The organism is Hylemonella sp. P2_B10, from assembly GCF_056404875.1.
Genome location: NZ_JBFUDE010000003.1, coordinates 796,387 through 820,619, shown reverse-complemented (window position 1 = coordinate 820,619; position 24,233 = coordinate 796,387). Strand labels below are relative to the sequence as shown.

The following is a 24,233-nucleotide window of genomic DNA, read 5'->3' as shown; positions in this document are numbered from 1 at the left end:
GCCTAGCGCTCGACGAAGCGCGGATCCACCTCGGTCACCGGTTGCTCCTTGACCTGCTGGGCATGCACCTGCTGGTACACCGCCTTGATCAGCATCTGGCAGCCCTCGTGGGTGAGCGCGGAAATCTCGAACACCGGGCCTTTGTAGCGCATGCGCTTGACGAAGTCCTTCACCCGCGCCTCGCGCTCCTCGGCGGGCACCATGTCCAGCTTGTTGAGCACCAGCCAGCGCGGCTTGTCGTACAGCGCCTTGTCGTATTTCTTCAGTTCGCCCACGATGGCCTTGGCCTGCGCCACCGGGTCCACCGACTCGTCGAATGGCGCCATGTCCACCACGTGCAGCAGCAGCCGGGTGCGCTGCAGGTGACGCAGGAACAGGTGGCCCAACCCGGCACCTTCGGAGGCGCCTTCGATCAGCCCGGGCAGGTCGGCAACCACGAAGCTCTGCTCCGGCCCCACCCGCACCACGCCCAGATTGGGGTGCAGGGTGGTGAAGGGGTAGTCGGCGATGCGCGGGCGGGCGTTCGAGATGGCGGTGATCAGCGTGGACTTGCCGGCGTTGGGCATGCCCAGCAGGCCCACGTCGGCCAGCACCTTCAGCTCCAGCTTCAGGTTTTTCTTCTCACCGGGCCAGCCGGGCGTCTTTTGCCGCGGGGCGCGGTTGATGGCGCTCTTGAAGCGCAGGTTGCCAAAGCCGCCGTCGCCACCCTTGGCGATGGTGATGACTTCACCAGGCACCAGCAACTCGTACAGCACTTCGCCGGTCTCGGCGTCGGAGATGATGGTGCCCACCGGCATCTTCAGCGTGATGTCATCGGCGGCGACGCCGAACATGTCCGAGCCCATGCCGTGCTGGCCGCGCTTGGCCTCGTAACGGCGCGCGTAGCGGAAGTCCACCAGCGTGTTCAGGTTGGAGTCGGCCACCGCATAGACGTGGCCGCCACGGCCGCCGTCACCGCCGTCGGGGCCGCCGAACTCCTTGTACTTCTCGTGCCGGAACGACACGCAGCCGTTGCCGCCATCGCCGGCGGCGATGTCGATGAAGGCTTCGTCTACGAATTTCATATGAGTGTTGAGGACAGAGCTTGCCCACTGCGTGGGCTACGGTCTGTCCCGCAAATTATCAGGCTCTGGGGACAGAGCTTACCCACTGCGTGGGCGACGGTCTGTCCCGCAAATTCTCAGGCTCCGAGGGCAGAGCTTACCCGCTTCGCGGCTTTCGGTCTGTCCCGCAAGGGGTCAGAAATGAAAAACCCTGCGCTGAGGCGCAGGGTTTCGTGTGGGGGCAGAGGAAAATCCTCAGGCCGCCGTCACGTTCACGGTGTGCTTGTTCAGCGCGCCCTTCTCGGTGAAGGACACGTGGCCGTCCACCAGGGCGAACAGCGTGTGGTCCTTGCCCAAGCCGACGTTGGTGCCGGGGTGGAACTTGGTGCCACGCTGGCGCACGATGATGGAGCCGGCGCTGATCAACTCACCGCCGAAAGCCTTCACGCCGAGCATCTTGGGCTTGGAATCGCGCCCGTTTCGCGTAGAGCCGCCGCCTTTTTTCTGTGCCATGACCTATGCCCCTTAAGCGGAAATCGCACCAATTTGCAGTTCGGTGAACTGCTGGCGATGCCCTTGGCGTTTCTGATAATGCTTACGACGGCGCATCTTGAAAATGCGCACTTTGTCGTGCTTGCCGTGTGCCACCACAGTGACAGTCACGGTTGCGCCGGACACCAAGGGCGTGCCCACCTTGATCTCGCTGCCGATACCGACAGCCAGAACCTGGTCGAACACAATCTCTTGGCCCACGTCCGCAGCAATCTGTTCTACTTTAATTTTTTCGCCGGAAGCAACGCGATACTGCTTGCCACCGGTTTTTATGACCGCGTACATATTGACCTCTTCAATTCCCCCGGCCAAAACGCCGGGCGAGAAACTCTCCGGGACGAATTTCCCAGAGAGCCTTCAAGTATAACATTTTGGCTGCCTGACCGCAAGCAGGCCTCCGTTCAGGTATGGGAGGTCGGGCGGGGCGGATGTACCGGCGCCGCGGGGGGTTGGGGCGCGCTTCCTATAATCCCTGAAATTCCCGGGTTTCCGCCTTGCAAGTCCATCCTTCCCCCGCCGTCAACCCCTTGTCCATCATCGCCCAGGACATGCGGGAAGTTGACGCCGTCATTGCCCTGCGGCTGGCGTCCGGCGTGCCGCTGGTGGGCACGGTGTCGCGCTACATCATCGCCGCCGGCGGCAAGCGGCTGCGGCCAGCCCTGCTGTTGCTGACCTGCGGCGCACTGAACTACCGGGGCGCGCAACGGCTTAACCTGGCTGCGGTGGTGGAGTTCATCCACACCGCCACGCTGTTGCACGACGACGTGGTGGACGACTCCGCCTTGCGGCGCGGCAATGCCACCGCCAACGAGACCTTCGGCAACCCGGCCAGCGTGCTGGTGGGCGATTTCCTGTATTCGCGGGCCTTCCAGATGATGGTGGAGGCGCAGAACATGCGCATCATGGAGGTGCTGGCCGACGCCACCAACGTGATCGCCGAGGGCGAGGTGATGCAGCTGATGAACATGCACAACGCCGCGCTGGACGAGGCCGGCTACCTGCAGGTGATCCGCTCCAAGACCGCCAAGCTGTTCGAGGCCAGCGCCCGGGTGGGCGCCATCCTGGCTGGCGGCAGCCCCGAGATGGAGGAGGCCTGCGCCGAATATGGCCAGGCGCTGGGCACTGCCTTCCAGGTCATCGACGACGTGCTGGACTACGCTGGCGAGGCCGCCGTGATGGGCAAGAACCTGGGCGACGACCTGCGCGAGGGCAAAACCACGCTGCCGTTGATCTCGGCCATGCAACGCGGCACGCCGGAGGAACGCAAGACCATCCAGGACGCCATAGAGACCGGCGCGGTGGAAATGCTGGAGCGGGTGGTGGCCATTGTCCAGCGCACCGGCGCGCTGGACGTGGCGCGCGAGGCCGCCGCGCAAGAGGCGCAACGCGCGATTCGCGCTGCCAACCGCCTGCCTGCCGGGGAGCACACCGAGTGTTTGGTACAATTGGCGGCTCAATTGCTGGAACGCGATTACTGAACCCCGCTGTTCGGTGTCCTTCCTCAAGCGGGGTGTAGCTTAGCCTGGTAGAGCGCTACGTTCGGGACGTAGAGGCCGGAGGTTCGAATCCTCTCACCCCGACCAATTTTCTTCATGGTTCACTTGTTACCGAATGCTTCAACGCCCTGCGCGTTGCGGCTGGCGTGGCCTGTCGCGCTGGCTTGCATGTACGCTAAGCTGGGCCAGTGTTGCGCGCAGCATATGCAGAGCCGGCCAGACGGCCCCAATAACTAGGTAATTCCCCCGCGACGTAGTACATTTCGGGAATACATGGCCGCAGTCGACACCTCTCCCCGTGAAGCTTCCAACGTTGCCCTGCCTGGCATTGGCCGCGCCCTGATTCTGGCCGGCAAACTGGGGCAAAGCTCGGCCGAAGAGGTCTACCGCAAGGCCAAGGCCGCGCGCACCAGCTTCATCGCCGAGTTGACCGGCTCGGGCGCCGTCTCTGACTACGATCTGGCGCACACCATGTCGACCGCCTTTGCCGCGCCGCTGGTGGACCTGGACGCCCTGGACGTGCAGCGCCTGCCCAAGGGACTGCTGGACACCAAGATCTGCCAGGACTACCGCGTGGTGGTGCTGAGCAAGCGCAACAACCGCCTGACCGTGGCCACGGCCGACCCGTCGGACCAGGCGGCAGTGGAAAAGATCAAGTTCGCCACCCAGCTGGGGGTGGACTGGGTCATCGCCGAATACGACAAGCTGTCCAAGCTGGTGGACAGCAACGCCACCACCGCGGCCGAGGCCATGGACCAGATCCTGGGGGCGGATTTCGAGTTCGACGAGTCCGCCACCGAAGTCAGCAGCGACAGTAGCGACTCGGAAGTCGAGGACGCGCCGGTCGTCAAGTTCCTGCACAAGATGCTGATGGATGCCTTCAGCATGCGCGCCTCCGACCTGCACTTCGAGCCCTACGAGCACAATTACCGCGTGCGCTTCCGCATCGACGGCGAATTGCGCGAAATCGCCTCACCGCCCATCGCCATTAAGGAAAAGCTGGCCTCGCGCATCAAGGTGATCTCGAAGATGGACATCTCGGAAAAGCGCGTGCCGCAGGATGGCAAGATGAAGCTCAAGGTCGGCCCCGACCGCGTCATCGATTTCCGCGTCAGCACGCTGCCCACCTTGTTCGGCGAGAAGATCGTCATCCGTATCCTGGACCCCGGCAGCGCCAAATTGGGCATCGATGCGCTGGGCTATGACGCCGAGGAAAAAGAGCGGCTGATGGCGGCCATCGGGCGGCCCTACGGCATGATCCTGGTCACCGGCCCCACGGGCTCGGGCAAGACGGTGTCGCTGTACACCTGCCTGAACCTGCTGAACAAGCCGGGGGTGAACATCGCCACCGCCGAAGACCCGTCGGAAATCAACCTGCCCGGCGTCAACCAGGTCAACGTCAATGAACGGGCCGGCCTGACCTTTGCCGCCGCGCTGAAGTCCTTCCTGCGCCAGGATCCCGACATCATCATGGTGGGCGAAATCCGCGACCTGGAGACCGCCGACATCGCGATCAAGGCGGCGCAGACCGGTCACCTGGTGCTGTCCACGCTGCACACCAACGACGCGCCCACCACGCTGACGCGCATGCGCAACATGGGCATCCCGCCGTTCAACATTGCCTCCAGCGTCATGCTGATCACTGCGCAGCGCCTGGCGCGCCGCCTGTGCACCAACTGCAAGGCCAAGATCAGCCTGCCCGAGAAAAGCCTGCTGGACGCGGGCTTCAAGCCCGAGGACCTGGACGGCAGCTGGGTCAGCTACCGGCCGGTGGGCTGCACCATGTGCAACAACGGCTACAAGGGGCGGGTGGGTATCTACCAGGTGATGCCGATCACGGACGAAATACAGCGCATCATCCTGCGCGACGGTTCGGCGATGGAGATCTCCGAACAGTCGCAGCGCGAGGGCGTGCGCACGCTGCGCCAGTCCGGTTTGAACAAGGTCAGGCTGGGGCTTACCTCGCTGGAGGAAGTGCTGGCGGTCACCAACGAGTAGTCTGAAGAACAACAGGGGAATCCATGGCAACCGCCGCCAAGTCCAACGACACCAAGGAATTCGTCTACGAGTGGGAGGGCAAGGACCGCTCCGGCAAGCAGGTGCGCGGCGAAACCCGGGCCGCCGGCGAGAACCAGGTCAAGGCCGCGCTGCGCCGCCAAGGGGTGCTGCCCACCAAGATCAAGAAGCGCAGCATGCGCTCTGGCAAGTCCATCAAGGCCAAGGACTTGTCCATCTTCACGCGCCAGCTGGCCACCATGATGAAGGCCGGCGTGCCCTTGTTGCAGGCCTTTGACATCGTCGGCCGCGGCAATGCCAACGCCAGCGTGACCAAGCTGCTCAACGACATCCGCATGGACGTGGAAACCGGCACCTCGCTCTCCGTGGCCTTCCGCAAGTACCCGATGTACTTCGACAACCTGTACTGCAACCTGGTGGAAGCCGGCGAGCAGGCCGGTATCCTGGACCAGCTGCTGGATCGCCTGGCGATCTACATGGAAAAGACCGAGGCCATCAAGTCCAAGATCAAGTCGGCGCTGATGTACCCGATCTCGGTGATCGTGGTGGCCTTCGTGGTGGTGGCCGTCATCATGATTTTCGTCGTGCCGGCGTTCAAGCAGGTGTTCTCCAGTTTCGGCGCCGACCTGCCGGCACCCACGCTGTTCGTCATCGCCATGAGCGAATTCTTCGTCAAATTCTGGTGGCTGATCTTCGGCGGCATCGGCGGCGGCCTGTATTTCTTCATGCAGGCCTGGAAGCGCAACGAGCGCATGCAGCAGATCATGGACCGCATCATGCTGAAGATCCCCATCTTCGGCACCCTGATCGATAAGTCCTGCATTGCGCGCTGGACGCGCACGCTGTCCACCATGTTCGCCGCCGGCGTGCCGCTGGTGGAGGCGCTGGACTCGGTGGGCGGTGCTGCGGGCAACTCGGTCTACCAGATGGCGACGGAGAAAATCCAGCAGGAGGTTTCCACCGGCACCAGCCTGACGGCGGCCATGACCAACGCCAACCTGTTCCCCATCATGGTGCTGCAGATGTGCTCCATTGGCGAGGAATCCGGCTCGATTGACCACATGCTGGGCAAGGCGGCGGACTTTTACGAGGCCGAGGTGGACGACATGGTGGCCGGCCTGTCCAGCCTGATGGAGCCCATCATCATCGTGCTGCTGGGCGGCATCATCGGCGGCATCGTGGTGTCGATGTACCTGCCTATCTTCAAGCTGGGCCAGGTCGTCTGATGCTGCTGGCGCCTTGGTGGGACGGCGCCCTGCTGGCCGTTCTGGGCCTGGCCATAGGCAGCTTCCTGAATGTGGTGATCTACCGCCTGCCCAAGATGATGGAGCGGGCTTGGGCGACCGAGTGCGCCGACATCAGCGGCCAGCTACTGCCTGAGCAGCCGGCTTTCAACCTGATGGTGCCGCGCTCGCGCTGCTCACACTGCGGGCATCAGATTCGCTGGCATGAAAACATCCCGGTGGTGAGCTACCTGCTGCTCAGGGGCAAGTGTTCGCAATGTGGCACCGGCTTCGGCCTGCGCTACCCGGCGGTGGAGCTGGCCACCGGCGCGCTGTTCCTGTTCTGCGGCCACCAGTGGGGCATCAGCCCCACAGGCCTGGCCTGGTGCGGTTTCAGCGCGGCCCTGGTGGCGCTGACGATGATCGACTGGGACACCACCTTGCTGCCCGACGACATCACCCTGCCGCTGTTGTGGACCGGCCTGATTGCGGCCGCGCTGCAATGGACGCGCGTGCCGCTGGCAGGCGCCCTGTGGGGTGCCGTGGCGGGCTACCTGTCGCTGTGGTGCATCTACTGGGGCTTCAAGCTGCTGACCGGCAAGGAGGGCATGGGTTACGGCGACTTCAAGCTGTTCGCCGCCCTGGGCGCCTGGTTTGGCTGGGCGGCGCTGGTGCCCATGATCCTGATGGCCTCGGTCATCGGCGCACTGGTGGGCATAGGCATGAAGCTCTCCAGCACGCTGCGCGAAGGTGGCCAGATGCCTTTCGGCCCCTTCCTGGCAGGGGCAGGCCTCACCGCGATGCTGTTCGGGCCTGAGTCCATCCTGCGCTTCGCGGGGTTTTGACGCCGACCATGAGCACCGCTTTCCGCCTGGGCCTCACCGGTGGCATAGGCAGCGGCAAGTCCACCGTGGGCGGCCTGCTGGCCCAGCACGGCGCGGCCGTCATCGACGCCGATGCCATCGCACGCAGCGTCACGCTGGCTGGTGGCGCGGCCATCCCCCTGATTGCCCAGGCCTTTGGCGCCGATTTCATCGGCCCGGACGGTGCCATGGACCGCGACCGCATGCGCGCCCTGGCCTACCAGGACGCAGGGGCCAAGCGGCGCCTGGAAGCCATCGTGCACCCGCTGGTGGGCCAGGAAACCGCCCGCCAGGCCGAGGCGGCCCTGGCCGCCGGCAAGCGCTGCCTGGTGTTCGACGTGCCGCTGCTGGTCGAGTCGGCCCACTGGCGCGCCCGGGTGGACCAGGTGCTGGTGGTGGACTGCCCGCGCGAAACCCAGGTGCAGCGGGTCATGGCCCGCAACGGATGGCTGGCCCCGGCGGTGGAGGCGGTGATCGCTGCGCAGGCCACGCGCCAACGGCGCCTGGCCTGTGCCGACCTGGTGGTGTTCAACGGCCCGGCGGTTTCCATGCCGAAATTGGCCGCGGAGGTGCTGCAGTTGGCTGGCCGCTTCGGGCTATGATTCGCACAGCGGAAAAAACGACGTGATCCTTTACGAGTACCCCTTCAACGAGCGCATACGCACCTACCTGAGGCTGGAGCACCTGTTTCGACGCCTGGGACAGCTGGTGGCGCGCGACGAGGCGCTGGACCACCACTACGCGCTGGCCACCATCTTCGAGATCATGGACGTCGGCGCGCGCGCCGACCTGAAGTCAGACGTCCTGAAGGATCTGGAAAAGCAAAAACACGTGCTGGGTGGTTACCGCGGCAACCCGGCCATTGCCCAGGGCGTGCTGGACGCCGTCATCGACGAGATGGACCAGTGCTTCACCGCGCTGAACAACCTGCCCGGCAAGGCCGGCCAGTCGCTGACCGAGAACGACTGGCTGATGAGCATACGCAGCCGCGTGGGCATACCCGGCGGCACCTGCGAATTTGACCTGCCGGCCTATTACGCCTGGCAGCACGAGAGCGGCATGACGCGCCGCGCCGACCTGGAGCGCTGGTCTTCCAAACTGGCGCCACTGGCCAAATCCATCCACCTGCTGCTGAAGCTGTTGCGCGACTCCGGGGCGCCGCAAAAGGTGATGGCCAATGCCGGCCAGTTCCAACAAAACCTGCCACAAGGCCGCACCTTCCAGCTGCTGCGCCTGGCGCTGGCGCCCGAGCTGAAACTGATCCCCGAAATCAGCGGCAACCGGCTGATGGTGTCCATACGCCTGATGCGCCAGGAGGCAGACGACCGCCTGCATTCCAGCAACGACGATTCCACCTTCGAGTTGACCCTGTGCTCCTGATGGACCGGGCCGAGGGGAGCAAGCTCATGAGTGAACACGACAGCAACGCCAGCACGGGCGGCAGCATGGCCCCCAAGATCGTCGCCTGCCCCAATTGCAAAGGGGACAGCATCTACGCCACCAGCAACCCTTACCGGCCATTTTGCAGCGAGCGCTGCAAAATGAACGACTTCGGCGCCTGGGCCAGCGAGAGTTTCCGCATCCCGGCCAACGAGCCGACGGATGACCTGGAAGCCGGCGCACCGCCCTTGCAGTAGCTGGGCAGCCGGAGCCTCGCGCGCTCAGCCTGGCGGCGTGCCCGCCAACTCGTGGGTTGCACCGGCAAACTGGCGTTCCTGCGCAAACCAGGCCAGCACCGGCACCGTGCCCGGCAGCACCGGCACCACCTGCACGGGCAGCGCCTGCCAGGCACATTGCTGCTGCTCGCGCATCTGCAGCTCGCCCGTCCAGTCGAAAATCTTGCAGAAGTTCAGCCGCACCAGCGCATGCGGGTAATCCACCAGCTCCACCTTCCACGGGTGGACGGCGCCTATGGTGATCCCCAGCTCCTCGTGCAACTCACGACGCAGCGCCTGCTCCACCGTCTCGCCGGCTTCCAGCTTGCCGCCGGGAAACTCCCAGTAGCCCGCATACACCTTGCCTTGCGGCCGTGAGGTCAGCAGGAAGCTGCCGTCGGAGCGCACCAGCACGCCCACCGCCACGTCAGTGATCTTGCGCTGCTGGCCCGGCTCGTGGTCCGCCCGCGGCCGATCACCGTCAGCCACCAACGGGCTCCCTCCCTCAGTCATGGTCTCTCACCATGCCGGCCGGCATAGTCGCGCGCGAACTGCCAGGCCACACGGCCGCTGCGCGAGCCGCGCTCCAGCGCCCACACCAGTGACTCCTGGCGCGATGCCGTGATGGCTGCGGCATGGACCCCAAACGAGGCCAGCCACTGCGCAACGATGGTCAGGTATTCGTCCTGCGTGAACGGGTAGAAGCTGACCCACAGGCCAAAGCGCTCCGAGAGCGAAATTTTCTCTTCCACCACCTCGCCCGGGTGCACCTCGCCATCGTCGGTGTGGGTGTAACTGAGGTTTTCCTTCATGTACTCGGGCAGCAGGTGGCGCCGGTTGCTGGTGGCATACACCAGCACATTGGGGCCGGCCGCCGACACCGAGCCATCCAGCACGGATTTGAGCGCCTTGTAGCCGGACTCGCCCTCTTCAAAGCTCAGGTCGTCGCAGAAGACGATGAACTTCTCCGGCCGCTGCGCCACCACGTCGATGATGTCGGCCAGGTCGGTCAAATCAGCCTTGTCGACCTCGATCAGGCGCAACCCTTTAGCCGCGTACGCGTGCAGGCAGGCCTTGATCAACGAGCTTTTTCCCGTGCCGCGCGCGCCGGTCAACAGCACATTGTTGGCCGGCTTGCCTTCCACGAACTGCTGCGTGTTGCGTTGTATCTTGTCCTTCTGGTCGTCGATTTCCTTCAGGTCGGAGAGCGCTATCTGCCCCACCTGGCGCACCGGCTCCAGCACGCCGTGGCCGCTGCTGCGCTTGCGGTAGCGGTAGGCGATGGAGGCGGCCCAATCGGGCGGACTCAGCGGTTGCGGCAGCACCGCCTCGATGCGGGTGATCAACTGCTCGGCCCGCGTCAACAGGCGTTCGAAATTTTCATTCATGGCGTCATCAGGTCAGCAGATCAGGAGCGGTAGTCGGCGTTGATGCTGACGTAGTCATGGCTGAAGTCGCAGGTCCACACGGTGTCGCTGGCCGTGCCACGCCCCAGGCCCACGCGCACGGTGATCTCGCTTTGCTTCATCACCCGCTGGCCGTCCTCTTCGCGGTAGGTCGGGTTGCGCCCGCCATCGACCACCACGTGCACGTCGTCCAGAAACAGGTCGATGCCGGCCTGGTCCAAGTCGGTGATGCCGGCATAGCCCACCGCCGCCAGGATGCGGCCCAGGTTGGGGTCGCTGGCGAAGAAGGCGGTCTTGACCAGCGGCGAGTGCGCGATGGCGTAGGCCGCCAGGCGGCATTCCGCGGCGGTCTTGCCGCCCTCCACCCGCACGGTGATGAACTTGGTGGCGCCCTCGCCATCGCGCACGATGGCCTGCGCCAGCTGCCGCGCCACGTCCAGCATGGCGCTGCGCAAGGCCTGGCCCTCGGCGCTGTCCAGCGACGTGATGGGCGCGTGCGCAGCCTTGTTGGTGGCGATGACGACGAACGAGTCGTTGGTGGAGGTGTCGCCGTCCACAGTGACACGGTTGAACGAGCCTTCGGCCAACTCCAGGGCCAGTTGCTTCATCAGCCCCTGCCCCACGCAGGCGTCGGTGGCGACAAAGCCCAGCATGGTGGCCATGTTGGGGCGGATCATGCCGGCGCCCTTGCTGATGCCAGTCACGGTCACCATGGTGCCGCCCAGCTGCACGCGGGTGCTGAAAGCCTTGGCCACGGTGTCGGTGGTCATGATGCCCTCGGCCGCGCGCAGCCAGTTGTCCGCCTTGGCGTCGGCCAGCGCCGCATCCAGCCCGGCGATGATGCGCTCATGCGGCAGCGGCTCCATGATGACGCCGGTGGAAAACGGCAACACGGCCGTGGCGGGCAGCCCCAGCTTGCCGGCCAGTGCCTCGCAGGTGGCCTGGGCGCGCGCCATGCCGTCGGCACCCGTGCCGGCGTTGGCATTGCCGGTGTTGATCAGCATCGCGCGTATGGCGCCGCCACCGGCCAGGTGTTGGCGGCAGATCTGTACCGGCGCGGCGCAATAGCGGTTCTGCGTGAACACGCCGGAGACGGAAGCACCTTCGTCCAGCAGCACCACCGTCAGGTCCTTGCGGTTTTGCTTGCGCACGCCGGCCTCGGCCACGCCTATCCTCAGGCCCGGCACCGGGTGCAGGTCAGCAGGGTTGGGGGCGCTCAGGTTCACGGGCATGGCAGGCTTTCAAAAGGTTAGCTCGCCATTATCCGAAAAAACCGCTCCACGGCTTTGGCAGGTCTTCCTGCCTTCGTTCTGCTTTGTTTCGTTGGCGTGGTTCCGCAGCGTGCCCAGTGCCGTCGCCGGAGATTGGGCGTTCTATTCGCGGAAGCACCAGTGCCACGGCTCGTGGATATAGCCATAGCGGTTGTCGCGCGGGAAACTCAGCGTGAAACCGAAGCGGCCTGCATGCCGCGCCAACCATTGGTAGGACGGCGTGGTCTCGAACACCTCTTCCAGCGACGCCGCTTCGGAGCTGCCGATGTCGATGGCGCGACCGGTGTGGTGCTCGCTGTAGCCGGGTGGGGCGCTGGCGCTGAGCACCTCGTCAATGGTTTGGCCTTGCGCCAGCTTGGTCGCCACGATCTCGCACTGGCGCTGCAGGCTGCGAAAGGCCGACACGATGGCCAGCGGGATACCTTCCAGCGCGGCGGCGGTGCGCATGGCGTCCCAGGCGGCCTTGGTGGCGGGCGTCACCAGGTACTCGCGACCGCCGGCGCCCACTTGGGCCAGCACCAGCTCGGGCGGCTCTTCGCACAGGAACAGGTTGCGACGCGCGATCAGGTCGCTTGCGATGCCGAATTCTTGCAACGCGGCTTGCACGCGCTGCAGGTAGGTCGATGATTGGGCGACGGCGACGGTGCTCACGAGTTGGCCAGGACAGCTACGAAGTGTTGAGGACAGAGCACCACTTTCGTGGTGGTCCGTCCCGCAAGGAACATCCAGACAGCTACGAAGTGTTGAGGACAGAGCACTGCTTCGCAGTGGTCTGTCCCGCAAGGTATCACGATTTACGCGTGATGCGCGCACCCAGGGCGGAGAGCTTCTGCTCCACCTGCTCGTAGCCGCGCTCGATCATGTTGGCGTTCTGCACCGTGGATTTGCCCTTGGCGCACAGCGCCGCGCCCAACAGCGCCATGCCAGCGCGGATGTCGGGCGACACCAGCGTGGTGCCGCGCAGCTTGGAGCGCCCGCTGATCACCACGCGGTGCGGGTCGCACACCACGGCGTTGGCGCCCATGGCGATCAAGCGGTCGACAAAGTACAGGCGCGACTCGAACATCTTCTCGAAGAAGAGCACATTGCCCTCCACCTGCGTGGCCAACGTGATCATGCAGCTCATCTGGTCGGTGGCGAACTGCGGCCAGGGGCCGTCACCGATCACCGGCATGGAGCCGTCGAAATCGCGCGTGACGCGCATCTCCTGCGCGGCGGGCAGGTACACATGGTCCTTGTACAGCTCGATCTTCACGCCCAGCGTGGCGAACACGCGCCGGCACATCCAGTACGAATGCAGGTCGGTGCCCTCCACCTTCAGCTCGCCACCGGTGGCGGCGGCCAGCGCCAAGTAGGAAGCCGCCTCAATGTGGTCATGGCATACCGTGTGGTGGGTGCCGTTCAGTGACGACACGCCCTCGATGCTGAGCTGGTTGGTGCCGATGCCGCTGATCCTGGCGCCCATGGCGTTGAGCATGTTGGCCAGGTCCTGCACATGGGGTTCGCAGGCGGCGTTGCGCAACAGCGTGTGGCCCTGGCTGACGACGGCGGCCATCAGGATGTGCTCGGTGCCGGTGACCGAAGGCTCGTCGAAGAACATCTCGGCCCCGGTCAGCGGTGCGCCATTCATGGTGAACTCATAGCTGCCATTGAGCTCCACCTGCGAACCCAGCTTCTGCAGGCCGTAGAAATGGGTGTCCAGCCGGCGCCGGCCAATCACGTCGCCGCCGGGCGGGTGCAGCTTGGCTTGGCCCAGCCGGTGCAGCAAGGGGGCCACGAACATGATGGAAGTGCGCACCTTGTTGCACAACTCGCGCGAAATCTCGCTTTTGGTCAGGCTGGCGGCGTGGATGCTGACGCGTTCGCCGCTGCGCTCCACCTTGCCGCCCAGCTCCACCACCACCTCCAGCATGTGACGCACGTCGATGATGTCGGGCACGTTGTCCAGCACCACCTCCTGGTCGGTCAGCAGGCAGGCGGCGATCATGGGCAGGATGGCGTTCTTGTTGCCGGACGCACGCACGGTGCCGCGCAGCGGAACACCGCCTTCGATTTCAAATGTGGACATGGGTTGGACGAGCAGCTAGAAAGAGAACGGCAACGGAGGCAGCAGGAAAGGCATGCAGGGCAATCAGACCGCAGGCGCGCATGCCGCCCACGAGACGACACGCAGCCGTGAATTGACGGCCATTCTGCCATGTCGCAACACCGTTGCCGCCCGCCCTGCACACTGCCTGCACGGTGCTGCTCCCAGACTCTGCCATGGGCTTGGCCACCCGACTCCGAGAACTGGATGAAAGAGCAGCCCTGAACGTGCCCTACGGCACGGACAGCGCAGCCCACCCCTTGTCAAATTGAAACCTGCTCCCATCTGCCGTGCCACAGGCTTGACCATTCACCACAGCCCATTACCGCGATGCAGCAAAAAGCTATGAAGCCGATTGAATCAAATGGAACCCTGTTGTTAGCACTCCCTCTAAGAGAGTGCTAATATGGCAACCATGACGAAAGGAAACCTTGGTATGACAGTTCAAAATGGGGTCTCCGGCGCCGCTTTGACGGTTGCCAATCCTTGGGCGGTTGTCCCGCCGCTGGGCAATCTGGACGCTTACATTTCGGCGGCCAATCGCCTGCCCATGCTCACGCTGGAAGAAGAGCAGGCCTTTGCGCGCCAGTTTCGCGATCAGAACGACATTGAGGCAGCCGGTAAGTTAGTGCTCTCTCACTTGCGCCTGGTGGTGTCCGTTTCGCGCCAGTACCTGGGTTATGGCCTGCCGCACGGCGACCTGATCCAGGAAGGCAATGTGGGCCTGATGAAGGCCGTCAAGCGCTTCGATCCCGACCAGGGTGTGCGCCTGGTCAGCTATGCGCTGCACTGGATCAAGGCCGAAATCCACGAATACATTTTGAAGAACTGGCGCATGGTCAAGGTGGCCACCACCAAGGCCCAGCGCAAGCTGTTCTTCAACCTGCGCTCGATGAAGCAGGGTTTCAAGGCTGACGCGGCCGCAGCAGACGCTGCCACGCACCGCGAGACCTTGAGCGAAAGCGAAATCGACGCCATGGCCAGCCAGCTGAAGGTCAAGCGCGAGGAAGTCATCGAGATGGAAACCCGGCTGTCCGGCGGCGACGTGCTGCTGGACCCGAGCCCGTCCGACGACGGCGAAGAGGCCTATGGCCCCATCGCCTACCTGGCCGACACCAACCACGAGCCCACGGCCATGATCGAGTCGCGCCAGCGTGACGCGCTGGCCAGCGACGGCATCGCCATGGCGCTGGACGCGCTAGACCCGCGCAGCCGCCGCATCGTGGAAGAGCGCTGGTTGAAGGTCAATGACGACAGCTCCGGCGGCATGACGCTGCACGAACTGGCCGCCGAGTATGGCGTCAGCGCCGAGCGCATTCGCCAGATCGAAACCGCCGCGATGAAGAAGATGAAGACGACGCTGGCGCAGTACGCCTGACCCGCCCACTCACCTGCATCCGCTGCAAAGAACGCCATCCTGAAAAGGCTGGCGTTTTTCTTTGGGCCGGCGAAATGGTCAGCGGGCCTCCAGCAGCATCCTCGGCTATAGACTCAGGGAACCGCTGACAAGCCCTCCTTCGCCACCATGCCAACGCCCGTCTCCATACCTCGTCGCAAAGCCCTGCTGCTGACGCTATCGTCCGTCCTGCCCGGCGCGGCGCTGGCCCAGGGGACGAATGCCGCCCCAGCCACCTGGCCCACCAAACCTTTGCGCCTGCTGGTGGGCTTCCCGGGTGGCTCCTCGCCCGACCTGCTGGCCCGCACGCTGGCCGAGCCTTTGAGCAAGGCGCTGGGCCAGCCCGTCATCGTGGACAACCGACCCGGCGCCAGCGGCAACATTGCCGCCGACATGGTGGCCCGTGCCACGGACCAGCACACGCTGGGCGTGATGATCAACGGCAACCTGACCATCGCCAAGTTGCTGAACCCGAAGACACCTTACGACCCGGCCAGGGACCTGGCCCCCATCAGCCTGGTGGCCACCGCGCCGCTGGTGTTGTGTGTGCCGGCCCATGCGCCCGGTGCCACGGCGCCCGAGTGGCTGGCCGCGGCGCGCGCTGCCGGCAACCGCTGGAGCTATGGTAGCCCGGGCGTTGGCACGGTGGCGCACATCGGCATGGAGTTGCTCAACACCAATGCTGGGTGGTCGGGCGTGCACATTCCCTACCTCGGCAACCCACAGGTCATCACCGCGATGCTCGGCGGTCAGGTGCAGTTGGCCTTGCTGCCACCCGGCCAGGCGATGGGGCCGGTGCGCGCCGGCAAGCTGCGTGCCATCGGCCTGACATCCGCCGGCCGCAGCACGCTGGTGCCTGAGCTGCCCAGCCTGGGTGAACTGGGCATCGTTGGCAAGGATTTTCAACTGGAGGTCTGGGACGCCGTGGCCGTGCCGGCCAGCCTGCCCAAGCCTTTGCAAGCCAGGTTATCGGCATTGCTCAGCGACATCGCCCGCTCACCCGAGGTGCGGCAAAAACTGTTCCAACAGGGTTGGCAGGTGGTTGGCTCCTCTGCCGAAGGGCTGGCCAACCGCATCAAGACGGATACCGCGATGCTGGGGCGGGTGATCGCGGCGCGGGGGATTGGGGTGGAGTAGCCTTTTGACAAGAAAAAAGCCCGCCGAAGGGCGGGCTTGTGCGTGCGAGGCCGCAAGGGCTCAATCCCATCCACCACCACCACCGCCGTCGCCACCACCACCCCCGCCGCTGTCCCACGACGAGCTGTCGGCGACGCCGAAGTCGTTGCCGCCCATGTCGTAATTGCTGGGCGACGGGCCCCAGCTGTTGCCGCTGTCAGCCGGCGCCGCATTGGCATGGCCACTGTCGCCATGGGTGAACTGCCGGGCAATGGCTTCGGCCGCCACGATGCCGGCGCCCACGGCCGCGCCAGTGGCCAGGCCGCCCATGATGCGCGAACCCATGCCGGGCTGCTGCGGGGCGCCATAGCCTGGGCCGTAGCCGGGCGGGACACCGCCGCCGCTGTAGGCGCCACCAAGATACTGTTGTTGCCCCGGCGTACCAAACATGCCACCACCACTGTTCATCATGGGCTGCGCAGCCTGTGCAGCGGCATTGCGCTGCGACATCATGCGCGTCACCCAGACGATGAAGGCCACCAGCCCCAGGCCGCCCAGCAACAGGCCCCAGGGGAAGCTGCGTTCAGGCTTGGGCGCAGGCAATTGGCGCTGCACCGGCTGCTGCGGTGTGCTCACCACATTGCCGCCAGCCTGCGACTGCGCGGCGCGGTTGTCGCTGAGGTTGGTGCGCGGCGCGGCGATCTTGTCGCGCAGTTCCTGGATAGACGCCGGCTTGACGAACTTGCCGGTCGGGTCCAGCTTCTCGGACTTGGCCAACTCGTCGCTGGCCTTGTTCATGAAGCCCTGTCTGGCGTACAACTGGGCCTGCACATAGTGCGCCATGGCGCTGTTGGGCTTGGCCTTCAGCACCTCGTCCAGCATGGACTGTGCCTCGATGTAACGGCCAGCCTCCGCCGCCTGGTACACCTGGTGCACGGTGGGCTCGGCCGCCAGCGCGGCTTGCCCCGCCACGGCCAGACTCAGACCCAGCGCGGCGCTGAGCAGAAATTTCCGGGTCGTCATCGTCATTGCTTGAAACATGGGGTTGGCCCCTCCAGTGAGGAAGTAGATGCCGATAAGTTTGGGGCTTTGCGGCACGAAATCAAGCCCGTTGCGACCAACGGTGCAATTGACAGGCAGAGCGTCAAAAAAGACGCCGATTGAGCAGAAGTCTTACTTACCGGAACACAATGCCGCCTGACCCAACGCGGCGTTGGCATCCTTGGCCTTGTTGGCGTCGGCAATGATGGCCGGTGCCGCCAGCTGGCTGATCAGGCTGGTGACGTACTGGCCGGAAGAGTCGGACACGCGCTTGAGCGCCTCGCAGCGCTTCATCAGGTGCTTCTTGGCGGCTGCGAGGTCGCCAGGGGCGCCCATTTCGGATGCCACGTAGCCCAATGCCAGCACGCCGTCGGCGGTGGCGTCCACGTAGCTGAACTGGCTGTTGATCAGCACCAGCATTTCCTTGTCGTGCGGCGAGGCTGCGGCGGTGCGCTTGCTCAGCGCCGCCAACGCGGCTGAAAAATTGCTCGAAGCGGTGTAGAACTCGGCGGATGACTTGGCGTAGGCAGCCTTGGTTTGCGCCAGCGCGGGTTGCGTGGCCACAGCCAGCGCCGCCGCGCCCAACAGCGCGGAGGTGGCAATGCGTTTGAATGTCAACATCGGGTCTTGCTCCAACGGATGAATGGATGGAATTGTGCGGCAGACTTTACACTGAAATCGCCCAAAGTCTGTGCTTTAACCCACCCAGCCCTCCCGGGGGTTTACCCCGCCGCCCGGTCAGCCTTGCTTGAGCAGTTGCTGGATGTCGGCCGCCATCAATTTAGCGCCGCCGCCGTAGCGCGCGTACAGGCGCAGCCGGCCCTGGGTGTCATAGACGTAACTGCCGGCCGAGTGGTCCATGGTGTAGCTGCCTTCGGTCTTGCCGTCCACCTTCTTGTAGAACACCTTGTAGTCCTTGGCCAGCTTCTCCAGTTTGTCGGGCGTGGTGTACATGGCCAGGAAGCTGGGGTCAAAATTGGTCATGTACCCCTTCAGCACCTCGGGCTTGTCCCGCTCGGGGTCCACGGTGACAAAGATGCCCTGCAGCTTGTCGCCGTCCTTGCCCAGCAGTTTCTTCACCTCGGCCAGCTCGGCCATCGACGTGGGGCACACATCCGGGCACTGGGTGTAACCGAAGAACATCACCACCACCTTGCCGGAAAAGTCCTTCAGCGTGCGTGCCTGCCCGTTGTGGTCGGTCAGCTGGAAGTCCCGGGCGTATTCGGCGCCGGTCACGTCCACAGCGTTGAAGCTGGGTTTTTGCTCACTGCAGCCGGCCAGCAGCAGGCCACCAGCCAGTGCCAGCGCGGCGGCCAGGGCCGGGGAGAGGAAAGTGCGTCGGTTCATCATGGGCAATCAGAAAATGTAGTGGTCCAGCAGCAGCGCCGCGAACAGCGCGCTCAGGTGGATCAGCGAAAAGCGGAAGGTTTTGCGCGCCAGCGCATCTGAATAGTCGCGCCACAGCCAAAATCCATACAGGCAGAAACCCGCACTCAGACCCACGGCGGCGGCCAGGTACAACCAGGAGCTCATGCCATAGGCAAAGGGCATCAGGCAGGCGGCGAACAGCACGAAGGTGTACAGCAGGATCTGCAGCCGGGTGAACTCGTTGCCATGCGTCACCGGCAGCATGGGCAGGCCGCTCTTGCGGTAGTCTTCCACCCGGTACAGCGCCAGCGCCCAGAAGTGCGGCGGCGTCCACAGGAAGATGATCAGAAACAGGATCGCCGCCTCCGGGCCCACCTGCCCCGTCATCGCCGCCCAACCCAGCACCGGCGGCATGGCGCCCGAGGCGCCGCCGATGACGATGTTCTGCGGCGTCGCCGGTTTCAGGATGACGGTGTAGATCACCGCGTAACCGACAAAGGTGGCAAACGTCAGCCACATGGTCAATGGGTTGACGAAGACCAACAGCAGTGCCGAGCCCACCGAGCACAGCACGGCAGAGAACAGCAGCGTCTGCCAGTCGCTCAACTCGCCCTTGGCGGTGGGGCGCCAGGCGGTGCGCTTCATCTTGGCGTCTATGCCTTTTTCAATGATGCAATTGAAGGCGGCAGCGGCACCGGCCACCAGCCAGATGCCCAGGCAGGCGATGCCGGCCAGCTTGATGTCGGCCCAGGTGGGTACACCCGGCACCGCCAGCACCATACCGATCAGCGCGCAGAACACGATGAGCTGAATGACGCGCGGCTTCATCAACGCATAGAACTGCGCCAGCACCGGCGGGTGCGGCACGCTGGGCGCGGCAGCTTGGGGCGTGGAGGAGGAGGAGGGCTTGGCGCTCATGCGGCCCCCAGTCTAATGGGGCCGGTTGCCGCGCCCTGCGCCGCCAGGTCGCCGCGCGTGGCACACAGTGCCCAGGTCAGCACCAGCAACAACGCGGCCGCGCCGCCAGTGTGGGCCAGTGCCGCCAGCAGCGGCCAGCCCAGCACCACATTGCCCAGGCCGGTGGCCAGTTGCAGGCCCAGCAGGGCAGCCAGCCAGCGCGAATGCGCGCGCAGCGCCGGCACGCGGTTCAAGCGCCAGGCGGCGGTGGCCAGCAGCGCCAGCACCACCGCGGCCATGGCCCGGTGCGTGTAGTGGATAGCGGTCAGCGCGGCGAATGACAGCAGGTTGCCATCGGCCCGCTCGCCCAACGGACGCCACAACTGGAAGCCCTCGGAGAAATTCATGGGGGGCCACCAGACGCCCTGGCAGGTCGGAAAGTCGCTGCAAGCCAGCACGGCGTAATTGGTGCTGACCCAGGCGCCCAGCGAAATCTGGACCAGCAACAAGGCCGTGGCCAGCCACAGCAGCCGGCGCAGGCCAGGGCGCACCGCCAGCGGCATGCCACCACCGGCCACATGCAGCCGCGCCACCTGCATGGCCAGCAGCACCAGCATGCCCATGGCGCCCAACAGGTGCAGCGTGACGATGGCAGGGAACAGCTTCATGGTGACGGTGAGCGCGCCGAAAGCCCCCTGAACGCACACCCACAGCAGCATCAGCGTGGCCCACCAGGGGCTGATACCGCCGGCGCCGATAGCATCGCGCCGCGCCTGCCACCAGGCGCGCACCGCCAGCACCAGCACCAGGCCGCCGACGCCGGTGGCCAGGTAGCGGTGCAGCATCTCCACCCAGGCCTTGCTGTGGGTCACCGGGCCGGTGGGCATGGCTTGCTGCGCCTGCGCGATGTGGGCCTGCGCGCCCACCGGGCTGCTGTGGCCGTAGCAACCGGGCCAGTCGGGGCAGCCCAGGCCGGAATCGGTCAGGCGGGTGAAGGCGCCGAACAGCACCAGGTCGAAGGTCAAAAACAAGGTCAACACGGTCAGCGCCTGGGTGCGTGCCAGCGGCGTGCTGCCGCGCTGGCGGCGCCACACCCAGGCCAGCGGCGCCAGCGCCAGCACGGCACCGAACAGCAACAGCCACAGCGTGGGCGCGAGGTTGTAGGCGGCGGGAGCGGTGTTCATGGCGAGGCTCATCAGCGGCCGGCCTGGTCCCAGGAGGCAGAGGCGCGCAGCACGCGCTCCAGGTCGCGCTTGGCCTTGGCGGCTTCCGGCAGGTCCAATGAGGCGGGAAAGCGCAGCATCCAGTTGCCCAGCGGGTCCACCAGGTACAGGTGCTCGGCCAGTTCATGGCCGGCAGCCGGCGCCAACCACTGTGCCAATTGAGCTTGCGGCACGCGCAACACCGTGGCCTCCTTCAAGGCCGGCAGCAGCGTGGGCGCCACCGGCGCGTCGTCGGCCACCAGCCACACCCAGTCCACCCGTTCCTTTTCGCGGCCCAGGCTTTCGCGCAGCTGGCGCTGCAGGTACAGGTGGCGCTGGCAGGTGGCGTCGCAGGCGGCGCCGGCCACGCTGACCAGCAGCCATTGGCCCTTGAGCTGGCGCAGGTTGCCCACCGCACCGTCCAGCGCCCGCGTGGCCACTTCGGGCAGCGGGCGTTGCGGGTTGATCAGCTCGCCGTAGTTGGTGCGACCGGCGGGACGCACCAGGTAGTACATGGTGTAGGACGCCACCACCGGCGCGGCGCACAAGGCCAGCACCAGCAGCATCTGCCAGCGGCCCATGCGGGTGCGCTTGGCCTCGACCGGTGCGGCCTCGCCGGGCACCGGCATGGAGTGCACCGTCAGGCCCAGCGGCTGGTCCAGCGCGGAGCTGTCAGCGGGAGCGGCGGGCGCGGAGGGGTTTGACAATTTGGAACCAGACATAAAGAAGGGCGATCAGGCTGGCCAGCGCGAACCACTGGAATGCATAGCCGTAATGTTTGCCGGCGCCGCTGTCCACCGCCGGCCATTCACGCAGCAGGCCTTCACTGGCCGGCCCCAACTGCTGCACCGACACGGCCAGCAGCGGCAGGCCGGTTTCCAGGCGGTACTGCGCCAGATCCAGATTTTGCCGGATCGCGCCCTGCTCCGGCGTGCCCAGCTCAAACAGCTTGGCCGGCGGCGGGGCTATGCGACCGCGCACGCTCACCGCGCCTTCGGGCGTGCTGACGGCGGGCAGTGCGGCGCGCTGCTCGAAATTGCGCGGCGCCCAGCCGCGCTGCACCAGCACCACGGCCTGGGAGCCTTCGAGCTGCAGCGGCGTCACCACGTAAAAGCCCTGGTGGGTGTTCATTTGCCGGTTGTCCAGGTAGAGGGTGCGCGCCGGCAACCATTGGCCGCGCAACGTCACCACCCGGTGCAGCAGCAGGGCCGGCTCGCGGGCGGAAGCCAGCGCGGCGCCTTCCACCGGTGCCAAGGCGCCCTGGGCATCCATGGCGGCGGCAATGGCCTCTTTCTGCGCCCCACGCGACAACTGCCAGCGCCCCAGCGAAGCGGTCAGGGCGATGCCGGCCATTGCGGCCAGCAACACCACCACGGACCTGATCTTCAAGCGCACGGGATAATCCCCACCATGATGAAATATGTGGTGGCCCTGGCCTTTGTGCTGATTCTTGGCAGTCTGGCGTTCGCGCTGTTCTTCATGCTCAAGGGTGGCAGTGACAAGGGGGGATCCAAATCGGGCAAGATGGCCTGGGCGCTGGCGGCACGCATAGGCCTGTCGGTGCTGTTGTTTGTCTGCGTGCTGCTGGGATGGAAGCTGGGTTATCTACACCCCACCGGCATTCCGGTGGGCAAGTAAGAACTGAGAAAAACACCGCTCCGAAAAGTTCAAAAGGCACCGCGCGCGGTGCCTTTTGCGTTGGCCATCAGCCGCAATCAGGTCCAATAGACAAGGATGTACAGGCCCAGCCACACCACGTCCACAAAGTGCCAGTACCAGGCGGCGCCTTCAAAACCGAAGTGCCGCTCGGGCGTGAAGTGGCCCTTTTGCAGGCGCAGCGTGATGAAGAACAGCATCAGCATGCCCACACAGACGTGGAAGCCGTGGAAGCCTGTCAGCATGAAGAAGGTGGAGCCGTAGGCGCCGGACGTGAGCTTCAGGTTCAGCTCATGGTAGGCGTGCACATATTCATAGCCCTGCACGAACAGGAAGGTGGCGCCCAGCAGCACGGTGATCCACATGAAGCCAATGGTCTTGCCACGGTTGCCGGCGATCAGTGCGTGGTGGGCGATGGTCATGGTCACGCCCGAGCTCAGCAGCAGCGCGGTGTTGATGGTGGGCAGCCAGAACGGCGTCATCGTCGTGAAGGGCTCGATGATGCCGGCCGGCGATGCGGTGGCGCCAGCGACCACGCTGGGCCATACAGCCTTGAAGCCGGGCCACAGCAGCGCGTTGTCCAGTGTGCCCAGGGCCGGCACCGAATGCCCACGCATCCACCACAGCGCGGAGAAGAAAGCGCCGAAGAACATCACTTCGGAGAAGATGAACCAGCTCATGCTCCAGCGGAAGGACAGGTCAATCTTGTGCCCGTACTGGCCGCCTTCGCTTTCGCCAATGGCGGTGCTGAACCATTGGAACAGCACGAACAGCCACCACACCATGCCCAGCAGCAGCACGTACTTGCCCCAATCCGTGCCGTTGATCCACTCGGTGGCGCCAAAGATCACAAAAAACAAACCGATGGCCGCCATCACCGGGTGCCGCGAAGGCGCGGGCACAAAGTAATACGGCGTACCGCTGTGTGTGGTCGAACTCATGTCGTCAGCTCCATTCCTTACGAATCACTTTTTTCTTCAATCTCACGGTGGCGCTCACTTGCCCACCACCCAATGCACAAAAAACACCAAACCCACGACGAACACCAGCACCGCCGCGATCGCCACCAGGATCACGTGCAGCGGGTTCACCCGCGCCAGGTCTTCCTTGTATTCGCTGTTCTTGCGAATGCCTACGAAAGACCAGGCCACCATCTTCAGGGTCCGCAACAGCGACCCCCCGGGCGCTGGCGGCGCGCCCTTGTTCTCTTGCGTCACGCCCCCGCCCCAACCGGCTTTTGCAACTTGACGGCGTCCGTCGTGGGCGCCGGCGGAATGCCCGCACCCACTTCAAAGAAGGTGTAGGACAGCGTGATGGTCTTCACATCCTTGGACAGCTTGCCGTCCACCACAAACACCACCGGCCACTGCTTCTTCTCGCCCGGGTCCAGCGTGTACTGGTTGAAGCAGAAGCACTGCAGCTTGTTGAAATGCGCCGACGCCTGGTAGGGCGCGTAGCTGGGGATGGCCTGGGCCGACATGCGGCGGTTCTGCGTGTTCTGGAACTCGTACATCACCGTCATCAGCTCGCCCGGGTGCACCTGCAGGCTGCTGACCGCCGGCTTGAAGCTCCAGGGGCCGCGTGCGTTGGCGTCAAACTCCACCGTGATGGTGCGGCTCAGGTCCACCTGCGTGTTGGCCGCCTTGCTGGATGCATTGCCCGGCACGTCGAACTCGCCCACCGCCAGGATGTTGACCCCGGTGACCTCGCAGATGGTCTTGTAGATCGGGATCATGGCGTAGCCGAAACCGAACATGCCGGCCGTGATCACGGCCAGCTTGCCCAGCATCTTGGCGTTTTCCAGGCGCAGGTTCATGGTCCGCCTTCAGTGCCCCAGCATGAACTGCTTGACCATGAAGCCGATGAACAACGCCACCGCGATGGAGCCCAGCGCCAGGGCCATGCGCAGGTTGGCTTTTTTCTGTTCAGGCGTCATGAACTCAGGC

Annotated in this window: 29 protein-coding genes and 1 tRNA gene; 11 read left to right on the top strand and 19 right to left on the bottom strand. The window is 65.0% G+C overall.

The features are described from left to right. Nucleotides 1-2: 2 nt before the first annotated feature. From cgtA to rplU, 3 genes are all read right to left on the bottom strand, one after another. Nucleotides 3-1,064, bottom strand: a complete 1,062-nt coding sequence (gene cgtA / locus AC1DX2_RS16215; RefSeq protein WP_477197386.1) for an Obg family GTPase CgtA — start codon at nt 1,062-1,064, stop codon at nt 3-5. A gap of 234 nt (nt 1,065-1,298) precedes the next feature. Continuing rightward, the gene (gene rpmA, locus AC1DX2_RS16210) at nt 1,299-1,556 is read right to left on the bottom strand and encodes a 50S ribosomal protein L27 (protein ID WP_477197385.1); all 258 of its coding nucleotides are present in this window, start codon (nt 1,554-1,556) and stop codon (nt 1,299-1,301) included. Between the two features lie 12 nt (nt 1,557-1,568). Further along, the gene (gene rplU / locus AC1DX2_RS16205; protein ID WP_477197384.1) at nt 1,569-1,880 is read right to left on the bottom strand and encodes a 50S ribosomal protein L21; all 312 of its coding nucleotides are present in this window, start codon (nt 1,878-1,880) and stop codon (nt 1,569-1,571) included. A gap of 263 nt (nt 1,881-2,143) precedes the next feature. Between rplU and AC1DX2_RS16200 the strand changes: the two genes are divergently transcribed. The 8 genes from AC1DX2_RS16200 to AC1DX2_RS16165 all read left to right on the top strand — a co-directional run bounded on the left by AC1DX2_RS16200 (nt 2,144) and on the right by AC1DX2_RS16165 (nt 8,830). Then, entirely contained in the window at nt 2,144-3,073 is a 930-nt protein-coding gene (locus AC1DX2_RS16200) for a polyprenyl synthetase family protein (RefSeq protein ID WP_477197708.1), read from the top strand. 28 nt (nt 3,074-3,101) lie between these two features. Further along, a tRNA-Pro gene (locus AC1DX2_RS16195) sits at nt 3,102-3,178 on the top strand. Nucleotides 3,179-3,364: 186 nt separating this feature from the next. Continuing rightward, complete coding sequence (gene pilB, locus AC1DX2_RS16190; RefSeq protein ID WP_477197383.1) at nt 3,365-5,089, top strand: type IV-A pilus assembly ATPase PilB; 1,725 nt, start codon at nt 3,365-3,367, stop codon at nt 5,087-5,089. Between the two features lie 23 nt (nt 5,090-5,112). After that, nucleotides 5,113-6,333, top strand: coding sequence for a type II secretion system F family protein (locus AC1DX2_RS16185; RefSeq protein ID WP_477197382.1), 1,221 nt, complete (start codon nt 5,113-5,115; stop codon nt 6,331-6,333). Further along, complete coding sequence (locus AC1DX2_RS16180; protein ID WP_477197381.1) at nt 6,333-7,175, top strand: prepilin peptidase; 843 nt, start codon at nt 6,333-6,335, stop codon at nt 7,173-7,175. The genes AC1DX2_RS16185 and AC1DX2_RS16180 overlap by 1 nt, the downstream gene beginning before the upstream one ends. Nucleotides 7,176-7,183: 8 nt before the next feature. Next, nucleotides 7,184-7,795, top strand: a complete 612-nt coding sequence (coaE, locus tag AC1DX2_RS16175) for a dephospho-CoA kinase (RefSeq protein ID WP_477197380.1) — start codon at nt 7,184-7,186, stop codon at nt 7,793-7,795. Nucleotides 7,796-7,817: 22 nt separating this feature from the next. Continuing rightward, a complete protein-coding gene (gene zapD / locus AC1DX2_RS16170; protein ID WP_477197379.1) occupies nt 7,818-8,573 on the top strand; it encodes a cell division protein ZapD in 756 nt (251 codons plus the stop codon). Between the two features lie 26 nt (nt 8,574-8,599). Then, nucleotides 8,600-8,830: a DNA gyrase inhibitor YacG gene (locus tag AC1DX2_RS16165; protein WP_477197378.1), complete on the top strand. Its 231-nt coding sequence runs from the start codon at nt 8,600-8,602 to the stop codon at nt 8,828-8,830. A 24-nt stretch (nt 8,831-8,854) separates the two neighbouring features. Here AC1DX2_RS16165 and AC1DX2_RS16160 read toward each other — a convergent pair whose 3' ends face one another. The 5 genes from AC1DX2_RS16160 to murA form a co-directional block, all read right to left on the bottom strand. Further along, nucleotides 8,855-9,361 (bottom strand): NUDIX domain-containing protein, encoded by a 507-nt coding sequence (locus AC1DX2_RS16160; protein WP_477197377.1) that lies wholly within the window; start codon nt 9,359-9,361, stop codon nt 8,855-8,857. Next, complete coding sequence (locus AC1DX2_RS16155; RefSeq protein ID WP_477197376.1) at nt 9,358-10,236, bottom strand: ATP-binding protein; 879 nt, start codon at nt 10,234-10,236, stop codon at nt 9,358-9,360. The genes AC1DX2_RS16160 and AC1DX2_RS16155 overlap by 4 nt, the downstream gene beginning before the upstream one ends. Before the next feature lie 20 nt (nt 10,237-10,256). Beyond that, on the bottom strand, nt 10,257-11,486 hold the full coding sequence (argJ, locus tag AC1DX2_RS16150; protein ID WP_477197375.1) for a bifunctional glutamate N-acetyltransferase/amino-acid acetyltransferase ArgJ: 1,230 nt from the start codon (nt 11,484-11,486) through the stop codon (nt 10,257-10,259). Between the two features lie 141 nt (nt 11,487-11,627). Continuing rightward, nucleotides 11,628-12,176 (bottom strand): M15 family metallopeptidase, encoded by a 549-nt coding sequence (locus AC1DX2_RS16145; protein ID WP_477197374.1) that lies wholly within the window; start codon nt 12,174-12,176, stop codon nt 11,628-11,630. A gap of 136 nt (nt 12,177-12,312) precedes the next feature. Next, a complete protein-coding gene (gene murA, locus AC1DX2_RS16140) occupies nt 12,313-13,593 on the bottom strand; it encodes a UDP-N-acetylglucosamine 1-carboxyvinyltransferase (RefSeq protein WP_477197373.1) in 1,281 nt (426 codons plus the stop codon). A gap of 454 nt (nt 13,594-14,047) precedes the next feature. On the opposite strand from murA, the gene rpoH reads away from it, so the two are divergent. Beyond that, nucleotides 14,048-14,989 (top strand): RNA polymerase sigma factor RpoH, encoded by a 942-nt coding sequence (rpoH, locus tag AC1DX2_RS16135; RefSeq protein ID WP_477197372.1) that lies wholly within the window; start codon nt 14,048-14,050, stop codon nt 14,987-14,989. Between the two features lie 147 nt (nt 14,990-15,136). Beyond that, nucleotides 15,137-16,144 carry a Bug family tripartite tricarboxylate transporter substrate binding protein gene (locus AC1DX2_RS16130; protein ID WP_477197371.1) on the top strand — a complete coding sequence of 336 codons (1,008 nt, stop codon included), beginning with the start codon at nt 15,137-15,139 and terminating at the stop codon, nt 16,142-16,144. Nucleotides 16,145-16,204: 60 nt separating this feature from the next. On the opposite strand, the gene AC1DX2_RS16125 is transcribed toward AC1DX2_RS16130, so the two are convergent. The 7 genes from AC1DX2_RS16125 to AC1DX2_RS16095 all read right to left on the bottom strand — a co-directional run bounded on the left by AC1DX2_RS16125 (nt 16,205) and on the right by AC1DX2_RS16095 (nt 21,984). Then, complete coding sequence (locus AC1DX2_RS16125; RefSeq protein ID WP_477197370.1) at nt 16,205-17,146, bottom strand: tetratricopeptide repeat protein; 942 nt, start codon at nt 17,144-17,146, stop codon at nt 16,205-16,207. Nucleotides 17,147-17,296: 150 nt separating this feature from the next. Beyond that, entirely contained in the window at nt 17,297-17,785 is a 489-nt protein-coding gene (locus tag AC1DX2_RS16120) for a hypothetical protein (RefSeq protein ID WP_477197369.1), read from the bottom strand. 117 nt (nt 17,786-17,902) lie between these two features. Further along, nucleotides 17,903-18,511: an SCO family protein gene (locus AC1DX2_RS16115; RefSeq protein ID WP_477197368.1), complete on the bottom strand. Its 609-nt coding sequence runs from the start codon at nt 18,509-18,511 to the stop codon at nt 17,903-17,905. Nucleotides 18,512-18,520: 9 nt separating this feature from the next. After that, entirely contained in the window at nt 18,521-19,450 is a 930-nt protein-coding gene (gene cyoE, locus AC1DX2_RS16110; protein ID WP_477197367.1) for a heme o synthase, read from the bottom strand. Further along, on the bottom strand, nt 19,447-20,613 hold the full coding sequence (locus AC1DX2_RS16105) for a COX15/CtaA family protein (RefSeq protein WP_477197366.1): 1,167 nt from the start codon (nt 20,611-20,613) through the stop codon (nt 19,447-19,449). Before AC1DX2_RS16105 ends, cyoE begins: the two co-directional genes overlap by 4 nt. 11 nt (nt 20,614-20,624) lie before the next feature. Continuing rightward, nucleotides 20,625-21,353 carry a hypothetical protein gene (locus AC1DX2_RS16100; RefSeq protein ID WP_477197365.1) on the bottom strand — a complete coding sequence of 243 codons (729 nt, stop codon included), beginning with the start codon at nt 21,351-21,353 and terminating at the stop codon, nt 20,625-20,627. Beyond that, nucleotides 21,304-21,984, bottom strand: coding sequence for an SURF1 family protein (locus AC1DX2_RS16095; RefSeq protein ID WP_477197707.1), 681 nt, complete (start codon nt 21,982-21,984; stop codon nt 21,304-21,306). The genes AC1DX2_RS16100 and AC1DX2_RS16095 overlap by 50 nt, the downstream gene beginning before the upstream one ends. A 60-nt stretch (nt 21,985-22,044) precedes the next feature. Here AC1DX2_RS16095 and AC1DX2_RS16090 point away from each other — a divergent pair, with 60 nt between their 5' ends. Beyond that, complete coding sequence (locus AC1DX2_RS16090) at nt 22,045-22,269, top strand: twin transmembrane helix small protein (protein WP_477197706.1); 225 nt, start codon at nt 22,045-22,047, stop codon at nt 22,267-22,269. Nucleotides 22,270-22,346: 77 nt separating this feature from the next. On the opposite strand, the gene AC1DX2_RS16085 is transcribed toward AC1DX2_RS16090, so the two are convergent. From AC1DX2_RS16085 to AC1DX2_RS16070, 4 genes are read right to left on the bottom strand one after another with little or no spacing between them, the layout of a single operon-like run. Then, a complete protein-coding gene (locus AC1DX2_RS16085; RefSeq protein WP_477197364.1) occupies nt 22,347-23,228 on the bottom strand; it encodes a cytochrome c oxidase subunit 3 in 882 nt (293 codons plus the stop codon). Nucleotides 23,229-23,282: 54 nt separating this feature from the next. Continuing rightward, the gene (locus tag AC1DX2_RS16080; protein ID WP_477197363.1) at nt 23,283-23,504 is read right to left on the bottom strand and encodes a DUF2970 domain-containing protein; all 222 of its coding nucleotides are present in this window, start codon (nt 23,502-23,504) and stop codon (nt 23,283-23,285) included. Next, entirely contained in the window at nt 23,501-24,103 is a 603-nt protein-coding gene (locus AC1DX2_RS16075) for a cytochrome c oxidase assembly protein (RefSeq protein WP_477197362.1), read from the bottom strand. Before AC1DX2_RS16075 ends, AC1DX2_RS16080 begins: the two co-directional genes overlap by 4 nt. Before the next feature lie 9 nt (nt 24,104-24,112). Further along, on the bottom strand, nt 24,113-24,223 hold the full coding sequence (locus tag AC1DX2_RS16070) for a cytochrome oxidase small assembly protein (protein ID WP_477197361.1): 111 nt from the start codon (nt 24,221-24,223) through the stop codon (nt 24,113-24,115). Between the last annotated feature and the right edge of the window lie 10 nt (nt 24,224-24,233).